The organism is Mycolicibacterium peregrinum (assembly GCF_001665625.1).
In the GTDB taxonomy this organism is placed as follows: domain Bacteria; phylum Actinomycetota; class Actinomycetes; order Mycobacteriales; family Mycobacteriaceae; genus Mycobacterium; species Mycobacterium peregrinum_B.
The window spans coordinates 19,499-34,342 of record NZ_LZSY01000180.1 but is presented as its reverse complement, the minus strand read 5'-3'; the positions used below and the strand labels follow the sequence as shown (position 1 = coordinate 34,342).

Sequence of the window (14,844 nt, the reverse complement as noted above, 5' to 3'; positions counted from 1 at the left end):
AACATCCTGGTCCCGGGACTGCACCGGCCCGAATTTTCAGTGTATCAGCGCAGGTGGGCTACTACTGAGCGCTTAACGTCGGGACCAGTGGGAAGACCGGCAGGTTACGCACCACCGTCCACAGCACCAACGCGACCACGATCGTCGCCACCGCGGGCATCGGAAACATCGCCTTGCCCAACCGCCACCGCACCAACATCCACACCATCAGCGCAGGCAGACCGACCAAAGCGAATACGTTATCCACGATCGCCGCGGCCACGTCGCCGTGCAGCAGATCATGGGTCATCCGCAGCCCGCCACAGGCCGGACAGTTCAATCCGGTCAGGGCCTTGAACGGGCAGCCAGGAAACAGGAACCCGGGACGGTGTGGATCCGCCACACCGGTGTAGGTCAACGCGCCGGCCCCGAGCAATCCCGCCGCCAGCAGCGAGTATCGCCCGGCCGTCGTGGAGGTGAGGCCGCTAGGTTCCATCGCGCAGTGGACGCCCGTACGGGTCGCGAACCTTGTCGGTGAAGATCAGGATCGCGTCGACGAGCCCCCAGATGATGGCGCCGATGGTGCAGGTGGCCAAGCCCACGATCAACTGGGCGATGCCCAGTCCGGTTTGGCCCAGGTAGATCCGCCCGAGGCCGACAAAGCCGAACAGCCCGACCAACTGCAGCAGCCCGGCCACAACCTTCGACTTGTCGGAGAGCGGTTCGCCGGTCACCGGATGACGGCCGAAGGGCGCGCTCGGATCCACGAACGCCGGTGGATAGGGCGGATAGCCCGGTGGCGGCGGCGGATACCCCGCGGGCGGCGGAAAGCCGGCCGACGAAGGGATATCCGAGGAGCCTCCGGACTGCGACGGATCAGTCATACAGCCAGGATGCCAGAGCCCGACCCTTACCGGTTACGGCGGAACCAGCGACGCACCCGACCGCCCTGCTTGGTTGGCTCGGAAGGCTCCGACGGCTCGACAGCAGCGGGTGATTCCGGTCCGTCTTCGTCGGAGACGTCCTCATTGCCATCGTCATTGCCATCGTCGGTTTCAGCAGTCTCGGACTCGGCTTCGTCGTCCGCCTCATCGGCAGTCACGTCTTCGTCGGTCTCGTCTTCGTCGACGGCCTCATCCGCAGCTTCGGGCGCGGGCTCCTCCGAAGCCTCTTCGTCGGTATCGGGCTCGTCGGCTTCCGCGGCGCCTTCGTCGGCCTCGACCTCGACGTCATCCGCGTGGTCGACCTCATCGGTATCCACCGACGTCTCAGACTCACCAGTCTCAACCGGAAGGGCGTCTTCGGTGTCGGTATCGGTGTCGGTGTCGACTACCGCTTCCTCGCCTTCGGTGTCGTCCGCGGTCTCGTCAGCAGCCTGCTCCTCGGCGGCTTCCTCAGATTCGTGCTCCGGCTCGTCGGCTACATCGGTGGACTCATCGTCAGCGGCGACTTCGCCAGCGTCTTCGACGTCAGACTCGGCTCCGTCAGCCTCGCCTTCGTCATCAGCGGACTCATCGTCGGCAGCGACCTCGTCGGCAGACTCGTCAGCAGCCTGCTCCTCGGTGGCTTCCTCAGATTCGAGTTCCGGCTCGTCGGCTACATCGGTGGACTCATCGTCAGCGGCGACTTCGCCAGCTTCCTCCACGTCAGACTCGGCCTCGGCTGCCTCAGCCTCGCCTTCGACATCAGTGGAATCACCGTCGGCAGCGGGCTCGTCGGCAGACTCTTCTTCGCCGCCCGACTCGGCTACCGCATCCTGATCGGCAACCTGCTCCTCGGCAGACTCGGCGACATCATCCTCGGCCTCAGTACCAGTGCGCTCGTCATCAGCGACCTCGCCGGCAGCTGCTTCCTCGGCGTCGGACTCGGCTTCGACTTCTTCGGCCTCGCCTTCGTCATCAGTGGAATCACCGGCGACAGCCAGCTCGTCGGCAGCTTCTTCCTCGACGTCCGACTCAGCTTCTACAGCTTCAGCTTCTGCCTCGGTGTCTTCAGCCTCGTCCTCGAGATCCGCCTCGTCTTCGGATTCTTCGGACTCCTCGTCGCCGGCGTCCTCGTCAGGCTCGGCCGCGATCCCCTTCAGTTCGATGGCCGCGGCAGCTTCGGCGCCGTCGTCCTCACTGGCACCGACCTCGTCCGGATGCATGTGGTCGGCATCTTCGTCGTCGTCCTGACCCGCTACCACTGCGGCCGCGACGACACCGGTACCCGCCGCTGCGGCAACCAACTCCTTGCCGAGTTCGTCGACCGCGGATTCGTCCTCTTCGTCATCGCGCTTACCGACCAGCGTCGCAGGGTCTTCCCGACCCTTGGTCGCCAGCATGATGTAGACGACCGCTCCGATGAACACGAACGTCGAGGTGAAGGTGTTGACGCGGATACCGGCGAATTCGGTCGCCGGGTCGCTACGCATCAATTCGACGAGGAAACGGCCCGCACAGTAGCCGGCTACATACAACGCAAACAGCCGGCCGTGGCCGAGCCTGAACTTGCGGTCCGCCCAGATCAGTAGCGCGAAAACCAGTAGGTTCCACAGTAATTCGTAGAGGAAGGTCGGATGCACGACCTTGATGACCTCGCCGGTGGACACGCCATTGAGATCGTCGGGCATGCCGGCGGCATTCAGTCGCTTGTAGATCTCCAGGCCCCACGGCAAGGTGGTGTCCCCGCCGTACAGCTCCTGGTTGAAGTAGTTACCCAGCCGCCCGATGGCCTGGGCCAAGATGATTCCGGGCGCGATCGCGTCCCCGAAAGCCGGCAGCGGTATCCCGTGTGCCCGGCAACCGATCCAGGCACCGACACCGCCCAGTGCGACGGCGCCCCAGATCCCCAGACCGCCTTGCCAAACCTGGAATGCCGCACCGAGACCCTTGCCGGTGGGCCCGAAATAGGTGGGCCAGTCGGTCATGACGTGGTAGAGCCGGCCGCCGACAAGCCCGAACGGTACTGCCCACAAGGCGATGTCGTAGATGACGCCGGCTTGCCCGCCCCGCGCCTGCCAACGCCGGTCACCGATCACCAGCGCTGCGATGATGCCGACGATGATGCACAGCGCGTACGCGCGTATCGGCACCGGGCCCAAATGCCAGACGCCCTGTGACGGGCTGGGCAAGTACGCGAGCACGGTAGTGGTCAAGCTGAAATCCTCTGCCTAACGCCGTTGGCCAGTTCTTCGGTGAGGCGCCGGACTGCGTCCAACCCCTCACTCAGGGCCGACACCAGCGCCGACCCGACGATGACGCCGTCAGCGTAGGCGCCGATCTCGGCTGCCTGCGCTCCCGAGCGCACGCCCAACCCCACCCCGACAGGGATGTCGGAGACTTCCTTGACGCGGCGCACCAACTCCGGCGCTGCGTTCGAGACCACGTCGCGTGCCCCGGTGACGCCCATGGTCGATGCGGCGTAGATGAAGCCTCGTGAAGCGTTCACTGTCGCCGCGAGCCGCTCCGGCGTAGACGACGGGGCGACCAGGAAGATCCGGTCCAAATTGTGCTCCTCCGATGCCGCGATCCAATCGACGGCTTCTTCGGGGATCAGGTCCGGGGTGATCAACCCGTATCCACCGGCAGAGGCCAGATCGCGAGCAAACGTGTCAACGCCCTTGCGCAACACCGGATTCCAGTATGTCATCACCACTGCGCGGCCGCCGGCGTTGCTGATCGCCTCGACCGCCGCGAGGGTGTCGCGCACCCGAACCCCACCGGCCAACGCCGCCTCGGTGGCTGCCGCGATCGTCGGCCCGTCCATCCCCGGATCCGAGTAAGGAACGCCGACTTCCACCAAGTCACAACCGGATTCGACCATCGCCGTCATCGCCGCGATCGACGTCTGAACATCTGGGAACCCGGTGGGCAGATATCCGATCAGTGCGGCACGACCCTCGGCGCGGCAGCCGTCGAACAACTCCGCCAGCCGGCTCATCCCGCGCTCCCCTCGTCGAGCAGTCCGAACCACTTGGCCGCAGTCTCAACGTCTTTGTCGCCACGCCCGGACAAGTTCACCACGATGATCGCTCCGCTGCCCAGTTCAGGGCCCAACTTGAGCGCACCGGCCACCGCATGCGCCGACTCGATCGCCGGGATGATGCCCTCGCGGCGGCACAACAACGAGAACGCGTCCATCGCCTCGGTATCGGTCACGGGGCGGTACTCGGCGCGACCGATGTCTTTGAGGAATGCGTGCTCGGGCCCGACGCCCGGGTAGTCCAAACCGGCCGAGATGGAGTGCGATTCGATCGTCTGGCCGTCCTCGTCCTGCAACAGGTAGGAGAACGATCCCTGGAACGCGCCGGGAGAGCCACCGGTGAATGTCGCGGCGTGCCGACCCGTCTCGACGCCGTCGCCCGCGGCCTCGAAACCGACCAACCGCACCGCCGGGTCATCGATGAAGGCGTGGAACACACCGATGGCGTTCGAGCCGCCGCCGACGCACGCAGTGACCGCGTCGGGCAACCGGCCGGCCTGATCGAGGATCTGCGCTCTGGCCTCCATGCCGATGATCCGCTGGAAATCCCGCACCATCAGCGGGAACGGATGCGGGCCTGCCGCCGTCCCGAAGCAGTAATAGGTGTCGTCGGCGTTGGTGACCCAGTCCCGGAACGCCTCGTTGATCGCGTCCTTGAGTGTCTTGGACCCTGCCTCGACCGAGACGACGGTGGCTCCGAGCAAGCGCATCCGCGCGACGTTGAGCGCCTGCCGGGAGGTGTCCACCGCGCCCATGTAGATGATGCATTCCAGTCCGAGCAGGGCACATGCGGTGGCGGTGGCCACTCCGTGCTGGCCGGCTCCGGTCTCGGCGATGACCCGCGTCTTGCCCATCTGCCGCGCCAACAGTGCCTGGCCCAGAACGTTGTTGATCTTGTGAGAACCGGTGTGGTTCAGGTCTTCTCGCTTGAGGAAGATGCGTGCGCCACCGGCGTGCTCGGACAGTCGGGTCGCCTCGTACAGCGGGGACGGACGGCCGCTGTAATGGCGCTGCAACCGGTCGAGCTCGTCGAGGAAAGCCTGGTCACCGCGCGCCTTCTCGTAGGCCGCGGTGACCTCTTCGATCACCGCCATCAGCGCCTCGGGAACCAACCGGCCGCCGTAGGATCCGAAATGTCCCAACTCGTCGGGATCGTGAACGGTGGGTTCGGCAACGCCTGCGCTGGTACGGGGCAACTCGGGCCCCGCGAGATCCGCCATCAAAGTGTCTTTTCGTACAAGCGGCTCATTGACTGGTTCAGCGAGCCGGTTTCGGGCAGGACGGGTGCGTGCCGGCGGTGACCAGATCGGCGACCGCGCTGCGGGGATCCCCGCTGGTCACCAGGCCTTCACCGACCAGCACAGCATCGGCACCTGCGCCGGCGTACGCCAGGAGGTCAGCGGTTCCACGGACCCCGGACTCCGCGACGCGGATGACATCGGAGGGCAGCCCCGGCGCGATCCGGGCGAAGCAGTCACGGTCGACTTCCAGCGTCTTGAGGTCGCGGGCGTTGACACCGATCAGCTTGGCCCCGGCCTGCAATGCCCGGTCGGCCTCCTCTTCGGTGTGCACCTCGACGAGCGCGGTCATCCCGAGGGATTCCGTACGCTCCAAAAGCGATTCCAGCACCGACTGCTCCAGTGCCGCCACAATGAGCAGCAACAGGTCGGCGCCGTGCGCCCGAGCCTCATGGATTTGGTACGGCTTGACGATAAAGTCCTTGCGCAGCACCGGAATTGACACTGCCGCCCGCACCGCGTCCAGATCGTCGAGTGAGCCGTTGAACCTGCGCTGCTCGGTGAGCACGCTGATCACGCGGGCGCCACCGGCCTCGTAGGCCTGCGCCAACTGCGCCGGATCGGCGATATTGGCCAACTCACCTCGGGACGGGCTCGCGCGCTTCACCTCGGCGATCACGGCAATACCCGGTTCCCGCAAGGCGGCCATCACGTTCAGTGGCGCCGGTGCTTCCTGGGCCCGCGCCTTGATATCAGCCAAGCTGATAACGGCCTCGCGGGCGGCAACGTCGGCGCGAACTCCCTCGATAATGGAGTCGAGCACTGTGGCCGAACTCATCGCCCGTCGGTTCCTTTCTGGTGCCTCCGGGCCGGTCCCGGTTGCCCTCCCTGGAAGGGTAGCCGTCGCCACACCTTCACCATTCACCGGCCCTTACTGTCCGGATCACTGCCGTCACCGGTCGGATCGTGACCTTCGTCCAGCGCATCCCACAACATTCGCTCCGACATCGGTTCATCACCGCCGTCGCCCTTGGCCGCCTCCCGCCGCGCTGCAGGTGCCGCGTAGCGGGTCGCATTGCCACGCCTCGCGCCGTTGGCCGACCGCATCAGCAGCACCGCGCCGACCAGTGCACACCCAGCTGCTACCAGCGTCAGCACCGCGCCACCATAGGAACGACTGGTTCCGCCCCCGGCGGCGGTCAACTGGGAGACGGGTACGACTGCCAGGTCAGCGGCCCGCTGCGCCACATCCTTGATCACCCACAGGCTGATCCCCAGGTACCCCATGCCTGCGCTGGCGGCGGCGATCAACAGGGCCAGCAGGCGCAGCGCCCAGCCGTGCACGGCCAGCGTCGCGACCGCGGCCGCCAGCACGAGCAATGCCAGCGGGATCAACGCCGTCGACCAGGATGCGCCCGTCAACGCCGTGGTCTTGGGCTGGCCGAGCCCGTCGAACGATGTCACCGAGACCCAGGTCATCCGCGAGGCGACCCACAGCAGCACCGCCGCGACGACGAACAGCGCCTGCGCCACCCGTGTCACGGCTCGGCCAATGTGTCGGCGGCGGCGATGGCGTTGAGCACGGCTTTGGCCTTGTTCGCCGATTCGTTGTACTCGTAGGGGCCGTTGGAATCGGCCACGACTCCCCCGCCGGCCTGCACGTAGGCCGTGCCGTCACGCATCAGGGCGGTCCGGATGGCGATCGCGAAGTCGGCGTTGCCCGCGAAGTCCAGGTAGCCCAGCACGCCGCCGTACAGGCCGCGTCGGGTCATCTCGACCTCCTCGATCAACTCCATGGCACGCACCTTGGGTGCCCCCGACAGCGTGCCGGCCGGGAAACATGCCGTCACCGCGTCGAGCGCGGTCTTACCCTCCGCCAACTCCCCGGTCACCGTGGACACCAGGTGCATCACATGGCTGTAGCGCTCGATGTGGCTGTAGTCCTCGACCCGCACCGTACCCGGGCGGCACACCCGTCCCAGGTCGTTGCGGCCGAGGTCGACCAGCATCAGGTGCTCGGCACGTTCCTTCTCGTCGGACAAGAGCTCCTTCTCGAGAAGGACGTCTTCTTCCTCGGTGGCACCGCGCCACCGGGTTCCCGCGATCGGATGGGTGGTGGCCCGGCCGTCCTTCACCGTGACCAGCGCCTCGGGACTGGAGCCGACGACCGAAAAGTCCAGTCCGCCATCGGCATCGGGGACATTGAGCAGGTACATGTACGGGCTCGGGTTAGTCACCCGCAGCATCCGGTAGACGTCAATGGGATCGGCTTGGGTCGTCATCTCGAACCGCTGCGAGGGCACCACCTGGAAGGCTTCACCGGCCTCGATGTCGCCGACGAGCTTCTCGACGATCGCGGTGTACTCCTCCACTGTGCGCTGTCCGCGATGGTCGGGTTCGGGCCGGCTGAATGTCGCCACCGTGGACGACAGTGGCTGGCCCAGCGCAGTGGTCATGATGTCGAGGCGCCGGACCGCATCGTCGTAGGCCTCGTCGACGCGCTCGTCGGTGCCGTTCCAGTTCACCGCGTTGGCGATCAGGGTGATGGTGCCCTCGTGGTGATCGACGGCGGCGATGTCGGTGGCCAGCAGCAGCACCATGTCCGGCAGGCCCAGATCGTCCACGGTCAGCTCCGGCAGCCGTTCCAGACGCCGCACCATGTCGTAGGCGAAGTAACCGACGAGCCCCGAGGACAACGGCGGCAGGTCGGGCACCGCCTCGGTCTGCAGCAGATCCAGGGTGGCCCGCAACGCCGCCAGCGGCTCGCCACCGCTGGGCGCGCCCTTGGGGGCCGTGCCCAGCCACACCGCCTGGTCATCGCGGACCGTCAGGGCCGAAGGTGCACCGGCGCCGATGAACGACCAACGCGACCACGAGCGACCGTTCTCGGCCGATTCGAGCAGGAACGTACCGGGACGGTTGGCGGCGAGCTTGCGGTACGCCGACAACGGCGTCTCGCTGTCGGCCAGCACCTTGCGGGTCACCGGGACCACGCGGTGCTCGGCGGCCAATGCCCGGAAATCCTCGCGCGATGTGGTGCGGGTGAGGCTGTCGGGGGTGGTTTGCACAGACCAATCCTCCCAGATCGACCGAGCAGGATCGGCATGCAGACGGCGTAGCGTGAGCGACCATGACACAGATCAGGACCGGTGACACCGTTCCCGACTTCGAGCTCCCCGACCAGACCGGCACGATTCGCAGCCTGACGAGCCTGCTCGCCGACGGACCCGTGGTGCTGTTCTTCTATCCGGCGGCGATGACGCCGGGGTGCACCAAGGAGGCCTGTCACTTCCGGGATCTGGCCGGCGAGTTCGCCGCTGCCGGGGCGAACCGGGTCGGCATCAGCACCGACCCGGTCGCCAAGCAGGCCAAGTTCGCCGACATCCAGAGTTTCGACTACCCATTGCTCTCGGACGCCGACGGCAAGGTGGCGGCCCAGTTCGGGGTGAAGCGTGGCCTGCTCGGCAAGCTCATGCCGGTCAAGCGGACCACGTTCGTCATCGATACCGATCGCACCGTGCTCGCGGTGATTGCCAGCGAGATCAGCATGGACACCCACGCCGACAAGGCACTCGAAGTGCTCAAGGCGCGTTAACCGCCCGCAGCACCGCCGCCATCGACGCTGCGAGCACCGAATCGCTGCGCCCGCACGCCCATCCGGTGCGACTGGGCGACCGGTACTCCAGGTAGCTGACGGCGGTGCTGCCGATCGACTGTTGGGTCAGGCTCAACATCTCGACTGAATGGCCGATCTGCGCGAGCGCGGCCCGCAGTGCATCCACCGGGCCGATGCCGCGATGGCTGCTGGTGACCGTGCTGCCGTTGTACACCAACGTCAGGTCGGTGACCGCAGCGGCACCGTCGCCGCCGGTGTGCCAGTCCTTGAGTTGCACCGGCCCGACCGGATCCAGATAGGTCGCCTCGAACAGGTCGAACAGTTCGGCGGCGGTCACCTCCGCGCCGCTTTCGTCGGTGTGGGCCTGGACGTGCCGGGCGAAATCGATCTGTAGGCGACGAGGCAGCTCCAGCCCATATTCTTCTGCCAGCAGGTAGGCGATGCCTCCTTTGCCGGATTGGGAATTCACCCTGATCACCGCGTCATAGGTGCGGCCGATGTCGGCCGGATCGATCGGCAGATACGGCACCCGCCAATCGATTTCGTTCTCCGGCTGTCCGGTGTCCGCGGCCCGTGCGCGATGTTCGGCGAAGCCCTTCTTGATCGCGTCCTGGTGGGTTCCGGAGAACGCGGTGTGCACCATGTCCCCGACATAGGGATGGCGTTCGTGGATCGGCATGCGGGTGCAGTGGCTGACGGTCCGGGCGATCTCGTCGATGTCGGAGAAGTCGATCATCGGATCCACACCCTGGGCGTGCAGATTCAGCGCCAGGGTGGCGATGTCGACATTGCCGGTGCGTTCGCCGTTGCCGAAGACGCACCCCTCGACCCGCTGGGCACCGGCCAGCACCGCGAGTTCGGCGCAGGCGATGCCGCTGCCCCGGTCGTTGTGTGGGTGCACTGAGAGGATGACGCTGTCGCGGCGGGACAGGTTGCGGTGCATGTACTCGATCTGGTCGGCGTAGACGTTGGGGGTGGCGATCTCGACGGTGGCCGGCAGGTTCAAGATGACCGGACGTCCCAGAGTGGCTTGCCACAGCTCGGTGACCGCGTCACACAACTCCAGCACGTAATCAGGCTCGGTGAGGTTGAACACCTCCGGGGAGAATTCGAACCGCACATTGGGCATGCCGTCGGTGAACTCGAGGACGTCACGCGCACCGGCATAGATGAGCTGGCTCAGCTCGCCTCTGGCCTTGCCCAGTACGACATCGCGCCAGGTCGGAGCGGTGGCGGTGTACATGTGGATGACGACGTCGTTGCCGATGCCGCGCACCGAGTCCACGGTTCGTTCGATCAGGTCGCGGCGCGCCGGGACGAACACGACGATGGTGACGTCCGGCGGGGCGATGTCGGACTCGGCCAGCAGTCGGACGAAGTCGAAGTCGGTCTGCGAGGCGGACGGATACCCGACCTCGATCTCCTTGTAGCCCATGGCCACCAGCAGCTCGAAGAAGCGGCGCTTGCGGGCCGGGTCCATCGGCTCGGCCAGCGCCTGGTTGCCGTCACGCAGGTCCACCGGCACCCACAGCGGCGCGCGTTCGATCCGAGCGGTGGGCCAATCGCGTTGAACCAGTGGAACTTCGACGCGGTCATAGACACTGGCGTAACGGTGCGACGGCATTTGCGAGTGCCGCTGCCGATTCCAGGCCGGTGCGGTGGCCGGGATCTCCCCGGCCGGGGTGTTGATGGTGGGAAATACGGAAGTGGTCATGAGGGTGCCTTCGGTCGGATGGGAGTTCGACCGGCGCGCCACAGCCCCACGGCAGGGGGCCGGTCGATTCAGGCCCCGCCGCGGCGGCTAAGGATGAGGGCACGCGTCATGATGGGTAGACTATACACAACTCCTCAGACAAGTAGACAGGTTTCGATGACTTCCCAAGTTCAGCGTCACCCGCTGGCGGCCCAGACCGCCCAGCTTCTGCTGACGCGCATCCGCCAGGGCGAATGGCCACTCGGGCATCGACTTCCAGGTGAGACAACCCTGGCTGCACAGCTCGGCGTAGGCCGCTCCACCCTGCGCGAGGCCATCCGCGAACTGTCCGGCAAGGGCGTGTTGGAGAGCCGCCAGGGTGCCGGCGTATTCGTCACGGCACTCGACGCCGCCGAAGACTGGGACACCGTGCTACGCCGAGCCACCATCGTCTCGGTGATCGAGGCGCGCATCGCCATCGAGGCCGAAGCTGCCGCGCTGGCCGCGACCCGACGCACCCCAGCCGATCTGCGCGCGATTCGTCGCACCCTGGCCGCCCGCGGGGTGACCGGACAGTCGGTACCCGACCACGTCGACGCCGACATGGCGTTTCACCGCACGGTGATCGCCGCGGCTCACAACGAGGTGCTGATCCAATTGTTCGACGCCTTCCTGCCGCGGCTGCGGCTGGCGATGATCGACATGCTCAAGATCCGGCCGATCGCCTCCGAACCCTGCGATCACGACCTGCACCAGCAGTTGGCCGACGCGATCGTCGCCCGCGACCCCGAGGCCGCCGCAGCCGCCAGCAGAACCCATTTGAGCTCATTGAAGGAGTCTTTCGCATGACCCCGGTCCTCGACATCGCCGATGTGACGTTCCGCCGCGACGGCAAGCAGATCATCGACGGCATCTCCCTGACGGTGCAGGCCGGTGAGCACTGGGCCCTGTTGGGACCAAACGGCGCCGGGAAGAGCACGCTGCTGGGTTTCTGTGCCGCCGTGACCTTTCCGACTTCAGGCACCGTGCACGTGCTCGGCGGCCAGATGGGCCGCACCGACCTGGCCGTGCTGCGCCGCTCCATCGGCCACGTGAATCCCCGGCACCGGCTGCAGTACCCGCTCACCGTGCGCGAGGTGGTCCTCACCGGCATCACCGCCACCATCGACATCGCCGCGCACTGGACGCCGACCGCAGAACAGGCCCGCCGGGCCGAGGAACTGATCGACACCGTGGGGCTGTCGGCGCGGGCCGACGCGATCTGGCCCACGCTGTCTCAGGGCGAGCGCGGCCGCACCCTGATCGCGCGGGCATTGATCGCCGATCCGCAGCTGCTGCTACTGGACGAGCCGACCACCGGTCTGGACGTCGCGGCTCGCGAGCAATTGCTGGAAACGCTTGACACTCTGGATAACTCGCACCCCGACATGGCCTCGATCCTGGTCACCCACCACCTCGAGGAGCTGCCCACCAGCACCACCCACGCCCTGCTGATCTCCCAGGGACGCACGGTGGCCAGCGGGTTCGCCCACGAGGTGGTCAACACCGAGCACGTCAGCGAGGCTTTCGCTCACCCCGTGGTGGTGGGGTATCAGGACGGCCGCTGGAGTGCGCGGGCCAAGGCCAGTTCACGGGTGTTGTAGCTTCCGCGAGTGCGACGCAAAGGTCGTTCGCAGCGCCAATTCGCGACCCTTGCGTTGATCTCGGCGATTGCGTCAGGCTTCGGCGGCTGTGTTACGCCGCCGACGCGCCTCACGGTGCCGGGTCACCGGTGTGGTGTCGATGACGCGGTTGACCATGGTCGCCAGAAAACGCGAAGGCTGCAGCTCGGGCGGCACCGTGTCATGCCGGATCGCGATGTCGGGTAGTGCCGCCAACGCCTCGTCGACGGCGGCCGTGGCAACGTCGACGATCTCGAACAGCGCGTCCGGCTCGGCCTTTTCGATGCTGTCGACCTCCTCGTCCGCGGACTCGGCGACCTCGACGTCGTAATCGATCATCACCAGCGCAACCGCGTGATAGGCGTCGTCCTCGGTGCCGAGCTTGCCCAGCAGATCGATGAGCCACTCGGCCTTGTCCGGTTCTGTGCTCAGAATCGTCGAGCGCAAGCCGTAGACAAAGCCCAGCGCCGAAAGCGGGTGGCGCAGACGCAGATTCTTGGCGTCGCCGTAACTTTCCTCGACCCGGTTGGCGGCATTCTTGCCGAAGCTGGAATCCATACGTTTGGTACTGATCAGCAACTCCGGGCCGGTGTCCCAATCCGACATCACCACGTCGACCTGTTTCATGTAGTGCTTGCCCAGCACGCTGGCACTCGACGCGGCAACGCCTTTCATCGACCGCTTCAGCCGTTGCTCGATGAGGTGGCGTTCCTTCTGCGGCAGCGCCTCGAGCAGACTGGCGATCGCGCTGGGCATGATCCGCGGATCCGTCGCTCGGGGCCACACCGCATCCGGATCGAATCCGGCACGCCGCAACTCGTAGGCCAGCCACACGTCCAAAGCCAGCGCCGGAACGCCGGTGGTGGACGGCGCGTCCAGGAACAGCGGGACGCCGAGAAGCTTGCGCAGCACTCGGAAATCGGGAACGAAGGTCAGTGCGCCTCCGCTGCGCACCCACGGATTGGTGTGCACACCGCCGGGCGCGGCGTCGGCCACGATGCGATCGAAGATGGCCCATGCTGTGGCCTTGGTCGACGGTTCAGCGGGCACGCCGAGACCTTACCGTCCGGCGGGTCGCCAATGAATCGCGCGCGGCACGAACGGGTTCCAGAACGATCCGCGTCTCCAGTCCCAACGCATCGTCGACGACGCGAGTCGCATCGAGCAGACGGCCACGCTCCAACAGCGATCCGACCCTCCGTCGGACGGCCCGCAGTTCGTCGGCACGCGCGGCCACCAGATCGGGTGAGGGAACGAGCCAACGGTCGGCCTCGCGCGGTTCGATCTTGAGGATCCCGCCGCCGTAGGAACGGCCGACGATCTCGGCATGTAGCACCGTCACCGAGTTCAGCGCCGCCAAGCCCAGCAGGTCGCGCCCCAGCGTGCGCACCCCGTCACGCAGATACACGCCGTGCACCGAGTTGAGATGATGTGTCTTGGCCCGGTTGCTGATCAACCGCGGAGTGTCGGCGTTCATACAGGTCAGCAGCAGGTCGGCCGGTTTCACCAGTGGCACCAGATACCAAGGCTGACGCACCCGGCATTTGTAGGCCAGATGCACGCCTGCGGCGTGGCCGGCGTCGATGTAGCGCTGCGCAGCGGCCGATGGCTGCCCGGCCGGACGGAACAGGTGTATCGACCGGCCGTCCTCCCCCAGCCTGGCCAGCTGCTCGGCGGTCAGCGTGAGGCCGCGTAGATGGGCACTGCCTGGCGGGGACAACGGCAACAGGTCAGTACCGCGCAGACCCAGCTCATGTACGCGCTCCGGGGACAGCGCGAAGAAGCCGTTGTTGCCGGTCACCATGCCCAGAGTCGTGTCGCCCCACGTCTCCAAGGTCGTGAACTGCCCAGCCTCGTGTAGACCGTGGAGCGCATCGACCGGCGCGTTACCGATCAGGCCGCTGACCCACTTGTCGGCGGGATCGCGCGGCGACCAACGACGTTGTGCGAGTTCGGATGTCAACGAGCTCGCGTTGCAGGCCCGGTGGATGACGGCGTGACTGGTCGGCCCACCCCCATAGCCGTCGGCCAGCAGCAGCACCACATCGGCTTCGGCCTCGGGAAACACCTGCTCGTCGAACATCACCAACTCGACGCTGGTGAACCGATCGAAGAGAAACTTCCGCACCGCCGCCGCGTAGTTGACGCTCAGCAGCTCGGCGGGCAGCACCAGAGCCAGGCGCCCACCTGGCTGCAGGAACAACGCAGCGTGCACGGTGAACGCGGCCCAGCTCGAGGCCAGCCCAGACAGCGTGACGCCCGCCTTGAGTGCGGCGCGGCGCGACTGTGCCCGGGTCGCACCCCGGAAATCCTGGTAGCGGATGTAGGGGGGGTTGCCGATCACCGCCGTGTACTCAGCACGCGGTTCGACGTCGAAGAAGTCGGACGTCCTGATCCTGGCCCGTCCCCCGGCTTCAGTGACGCGGCGGCGCGCCGTGGTGGCGCTGCTCCGGTGAATCTCGATGCCGTCGAGCTCCGGATGCTCGAGACCGAGCTGCTGCAGCCTGCGGGTGGCGGCTACCAGGAAGGCCGCGTCCCCGGCCGAGGGCTCCAAGATCCGCTCACCGGCGGACCGCACTGCCCATTGGGTTAGGTAATCGGTGATCTGGACCGGGGTGAAGTACGCACCGCGCGCTTTGCGGGCTTCGGCAGAATCGCCGTGGGCCGGCCCAGCGCTGTCAGTCACCCCGCTAT

Annotated in this window: 14 protein-coding genes; 3 read left to right on the top strand and 11 right to left on the bottom strand. The window is 66.6% G+C overall.

The features are described 5' to 3' along the window. Nucleotides 1-61 precede the first annotated feature (61 nt). From A5779_RS29325 to A5779_RS29290, 8 genes are all read right to left on the bottom strand, one after another. The gene (locus A5779_RS29325; protein ID WP_064887227.1) at nt 62-475 is read right to left on the bottom strand and encodes a DUF2752 domain-containing protein; all 414 of its coding nucleotides are present in this window, start codon (nt 473-475) and stop codon (nt 62-64) included. Next, on the bottom strand, nt 465-863 hold the full coding sequence (locus tag A5779_RS29320) for a TM2 domain-containing protein (RefSeq protein WP_064887226.1): 399 nt from the start codon (nt 861-863) through the stop codon (nt 465-467). The genes A5779_RS29325 and A5779_RS29320 overlap by 11 nt, the downstream gene beginning before the upstream one ends. A gap of 26 nt (nt 864-889) precedes the next feature. Next, complete coding sequence (gene lgt, locus A5779_RS29315) at nt 890-3,115, bottom strand: prolipoprotein diacylglyceryl transferase (RefSeq protein ID WP_064887225.1); 2,226 nt, start codon at nt 3,113-3,115, stop codon at nt 890-892. Next, nucleotides 3,112-3,900, bottom strand: coding sequence for a tryptophan synthase subunit alpha (gene trpA, locus A5779_RS29310; protein ID WP_064887224.1), 789 nt, complete (start codon nt 3,898-3,900; stop codon nt 3,112-3,114). The genes lgt and trpA overlap by 4 nt, the downstream gene beginning before the upstream one ends. After that, complete coding sequence (trpB, locus tag A5779_RS29305) at nt 3,897-5,162, bottom strand: tryptophan synthase subunit beta (RefSeq protein WP_064887223.1); 1,266 nt, start codon at nt 5,160-5,162, stop codon at nt 3,897-3,899. Before trpB ends, trpA begins: the two co-directional genes overlap by 4 nt. 37 nt (nt 5,163-5,199) lie before the next feature. Further along, nucleotides 5,200-6,018 carry an indole-3-glycerol phosphate synthase TrpC gene (trpC, locus tag A5779_RS29300; protein ID WP_055113911.1) on the bottom strand — a complete coding sequence of 273 codons (819 nt, stop codon included), beginning with the start codon at nt 6,016-6,018 and terminating at the stop codon, nt 5,200-5,202. Between the two features lie 83 nt (nt 6,019-6,101). Then, nucleotides 6,102-6,722 carry a TIGR02234 family membrane protein gene (locus tag A5779_RS29295; protein WP_064887222.1) on the bottom strand — a complete coding sequence of 207 codons (621 nt, stop codon included), beginning with the start codon at nt 6,720-6,722 and terminating at the stop codon, nt 6,102-6,104. Beyond that, the gene (locus A5779_RS29290; RefSeq protein WP_413784951.1) at nt 6,719-8,266 is read right to left on the bottom strand and encodes an anthranilate synthase component I; all 1,548 of its coding nucleotides are present in this window, start codon (nt 8,264-8,266) and stop codon (nt 6,719-6,721) included. The genes A5779_RS29295 and A5779_RS29290 overlap by 4 nt, the downstream gene beginning before the upstream one ends. A 44-nt stretch (nt 8,267-8,310) precedes the next feature. On the opposite strand from A5779_RS29290, the gene A5779_RS29285 reads away from it, so the two are divergent. After that, entirely contained in the window at nt 8,311-8,775 is a 465-nt protein-coding gene (locus A5779_RS29285) for a peroxiredoxin (protein ID WP_055113906.1), read from the top strand. Here the strand turns inward: A5779_RS29285 and A5779_RS29280 are convergent. Next, complete coding sequence (locus A5779_RS29280) at nt 8,762-10,510, bottom strand: 2-isopropylmalate synthase (RefSeq protein ID WP_064887262.1); 1,749 nt, start codon at nt 10,508-10,510, stop codon at nt 8,762-8,764. The two genes, A5779_RS29285 and A5779_RS29280, sit on opposite strands and share 14 nt — an antisense overlap. Nucleotides 10,511-10,666: 156 nt before the next feature. On the opposite strand from A5779_RS29280, the gene A5779_RS29275 reads away from it, so the two are divergent. Both A5779_RS29275 and A5779_RS29270 read left to right on the top strand, forming a co-directional pair. Further along, on the top strand, nt 10,667-11,338 hold the full coding sequence (locus A5779_RS29275) for a FadR/GntR family transcriptional regulator (RefSeq protein WP_064887220.1): 672 nt from the start codon (nt 10,667-10,669) through the stop codon (nt 11,336-11,338). Beyond that, a complete protein-coding gene (locus tag A5779_RS29270; RefSeq protein WP_064887219.1) occupies nt 11,335-12,132 on the top strand; it encodes an ABC transporter ATP-binding protein in 798 nt (265 codons plus the stop codon). The genes A5779_RS29275 and A5779_RS29270 overlap by 4 nt, the downstream gene beginning before the upstream one ends. A 72-nt stretch (nt 12,133-12,204) precedes the next feature. Here A5779_RS29270 and A5779_RS29265 read toward each other — a convergent pair whose 3' ends face one another. Both A5779_RS29265 and A5779_RS29260 read right to left on the bottom strand, forming a co-directional pair. Beyond that, complete coding sequence (locus tag A5779_RS29265) at nt 12,205-13,200, bottom strand: hypothetical protein (RefSeq protein ID WP_064887218.1); 996 nt, start codon at nt 13,198-13,200, stop codon at nt 12,205-12,207. After that, on the bottom strand, nt 13,190-14,836 hold the full coding sequence (locus tag A5779_RS29260; protein WP_110777877.1) for an N-6 DNA methylase: 1,647 nt from the start codon (nt 14,834-14,836) through the stop codon (nt 13,190-13,192). Before A5779_RS29260 ends, A5779_RS29265 begins: the two co-directional genes overlap by 11 nt. Nucleotides 14,837-14,844: the final 8 nt, after the last annotated feature.

What these genes read in the sequence shown, in the direction of transcription:
- A5779_RS29325 (WP_064887227.1), bottom strand. Translation starts at nt 475, where the DNA reads ATGGAACCTAGCGGCCTCACCTCCACGACGGCCGGGCGATACTCGCTG.
- A5779_RS29320 (WP_064887226.1), bottom strand. Translation starts at nt 863, where the DNA reads ATGACTGATCCGTCGCAGTCCGGAGGCTCCTCGGATATCCCTTCGTCG.
- trpA (WP_064887224.1), bottom strand. Translation starts at nt 3,900, where the DNA reads ATGAGCCGGCTGGCGGAGTTGTTCGACGGCTGCCGCGCCGAGGGTCGT.
- trpB (WP_064887223.1), bottom strand. Translation starts at nt 5,162, where the DNA reads ATGGCGGATCTCGCGGGGCCCGAGTTGCCCCGTACCAGCGCAGGCGTT.
- trpC (WP_055113911.1), bottom strand. Translation starts at nt 6,018, where the DNA reads ATGAGTTCGGCCACAGTGCTCGACTCCATTATCGAGGGAGTTCGCGCC.
- A5779_RS29285 (WP_055113906.1), top strand. Translation starts at nt 8,311, where the DNA reads ATGACACAGATCAGGACCGGTGACACCGTTCCCGACTTCGAGCTCCCC.
- A5779_RS29280 (WP_064887262.1), bottom strand. Translation starts at nt 10,510, where the DNA reads ATGACCACTTCCGTATTTCCCACCATCAACACCCCGGCCGGGGAGATC.
- A5779_RS29275 (WP_064887220.1), top strand. Translation starts at nt 10,667, where the DNA reads ATGACTTCCCAAGTTCAGCGTCACCCGCTGGCGGCCCAGACCGCCCAG.
- A5779_RS29270 (WP_064887219.1), top strand. Translation starts at nt 11,335, where the DNA reads ATGACCCCGGTCCTCGACATCGCCGATGTGACGTTCCGCCGCGACGGC.